The sequence below is a fragment of the Peribacillus sp. P4_C12 genome, assembly GCF_056402095.1.
Map to the genome: position 1 here is coordinate 1 of NZ_JBFUIB010000560.1, position 2,269 is coordinate 2,269.

Consider the following 2,269-nt stretch of genomic DNA (forward strand, 5'->3'; position numbering starts at 1 on the left):
CAATTGGTTGGAAATGGGATTATAATACCATTTCCAACCAATTGAAAGTAAACTGGCATTTCTTCATAAAATGGTAACAATTATCGACAGATTATTTATAACAAATGTGCAGGTAGAATAAAATGTAAAAACATATTTATTATTCTATCCTAATTTACCATTTTGTCTATAATTAAATTAATAAGTGAAATAAATTACTGTCTTTATTGACTTCAACAAAGGAGAATCCTTTTTTATTCATTCTTTGAATCAGTCCATTATAATCATTTTTGTCTTTTAACTCCACACCAACAAGGGCCGGCCCGCTTTCTTTATTGTTTTTCTTCGTATATTCAAAACGGCTAATATCATCATTCGGTCCTAACACCTCATCAAGGAATTCCCTTAGCGCTCCCGCCCGTTGTGGGAAATTTACGATAAAGTAATAAAGCAGACCTTCAAATAATAAAGACTTTTCCTTAATTTCCTGCATACGGCCAATATCGTTGTTACCCCCACTGACAAGACAAACAATTGTTTTTCCTTTGATTTGTTCTTTATATAAATCCAGTGCAGCTACTGATAACGCCCCAGCTGGTTCAGCCACAATCGCATGCTGATTATATAAATCCAGTATTGTGGTACAGATTTTCCCTTCAGGAACGACAACGATATCTTCCAAGTTTTCCTTGCAAATCTGATATGTCATCTCTCCTACATACTTAACAGCCGCACCATCAACAAAGGTATCTATGTTTTCAAGTTCAGTCGCTTTTCCTTCTTTGAACGAATATTCCATTGAAGCAGCACCAAGTGGCTCTACTCCAATACATTTCGTTTTCGGCGAGACCGATTTGAAATAACTTGAAACACCGGCCATTAGTCCCCCACCACCGATTGCTGCGAATACATAGTCAATTTCATCTTCACAATCATTTAGGATTTCAACAGCTGTTGTACCTTGCCCGGCGATTACCTTTTCATCATTGAAAGGATGGATAAAGGAACGGTCTTCTTTTTCACAACATTCCATCGCCATGGCAAATGCATCATCAAATGTATCACCAATTAAGACTATTTCAACATTTTCCCTGCCAAATAACTGAACTTGATCGACTTTTTGCCTTGGTGTTGTAGCAGGCATGTAAATTTTCCCATGAATTCCTAATTGACTACAGGAAAAGGCCACTCCTTGTGCATGATTTCCTGCACTGGCGCATACGACTCCGTTCTTCGTCTCTTCCTGGGTCAAGCTTTTCATTTTATAGTAAGCTCCTCTTAATTTAAAGGAACGTACATGTTGAAGGTCCTCTCGTTTTAAATAAACATTACATTCATATTTTTCAGAGAGCCTCTGATTTTTTTGTAAAGGAGTATGTAAAACAATCTCTTTCAGTTCTCTATAGGCAATTAGAATATCTTCCAATTGAATCCCCCTATTCATAGATACAGTCTGGTTCATAACAATCCCTCATTTCCTTCCTAATCAATTCAATTATTATAGCACTTTACTGTTATTAATGTAATTGATTTTTCTAAAAATTCTATCTTTTGTTTGTTTTAAACCAAAAAATCCGATTATGGCTAATGTTCCATAATCGGATTTCACTCTATTTTTTTTGTAGGATAATAAATTCATGCGGATAGAGATTTTTTTCATCCATGATACCCGGGATAGATGAGATCTCTTCCCATTCTTCATCATTAATTTCTGGAAAATAAGTGTCACCTTCAAAGTTCTCATGAATTTCCGTAATATATAAGCGGTCTGTAAAAGGAAGAATTTCTTTGAAGATTTCCGCTCCACCAATCACGAAGACTTCCTTGTCACTTTTATCCGCAAACGTCTTAATTTCTGAAATATCATGTAATACGGCGCAACCTTCTGCAGTAAAATCAAGATTTCGTGTAACGATGACATTTTCCCTACCAGGCAGTACCCTCCCGATTGATGCAAATGTTTTACGACCCATCACGATTGGATTACCCATCGTCACTTTTTTAAAATACTGGAGATCTGCTGGTAAATGCCACGGTAGTTGATTGTTTTTCCCTATCACTCGATTTTGATCCATAGCTACTATCAACGAAATCATATGCTAACCTCACCTTTTATATGGGGATGGGCTTCGTAGTTTTCCAGAACAAAGTCCTCGAAATTAAAATCAAAGATATTTTTCACTTCCGGATTTATTTTCATGATTGGCAGTGGTTTGGGATCTCGTGTCAACTGCAGTTCCACTTGGTCAAGGTGATTCGAATAAATATGAACGTCCCCAAATGTATGTAC

General features: G+C 36.4%; 3 protein-coding genes. All 3 read right to left on the bottom strand.

Features of this window, described 5'->3' with window-relative positions:
* Positions 1 to 172: 172 nt before the first annotated feature.
* Entirely contained in the window at positions 173 to 1,441 is a 1,269-nt protein-coding gene (gene ilvA / locus AC1DUW_RS26455; protein ID WP_053346625.1) for a threonine ammonia-lyase IlvA, read from the bottom strand.
* Between the two features lie 148 nt (positions 1,442 to 1,589).
* Positions 1,590 to 2,075, bottom strand: a complete 486-nt coding sequence (locus tag AC1DUW_RS26460) for a dihydrofolate reductase (protein WP_477643886.1) — start codon at positions 2,073 to 2,075, stop codon at positions 1,590 to 1,592.
* A partial coding sequence (locus tag AC1DUW_RS26465) for a thymidylate synthase (protein WP_477643887.1) occupies positions 2,072 to 2,269 on the bottom strand: 198 nt, incomplete at its 5' end. The genes AC1DUW_RS26465 and AC1DUW_RS26460, both read right to left, overlap by 4 nt.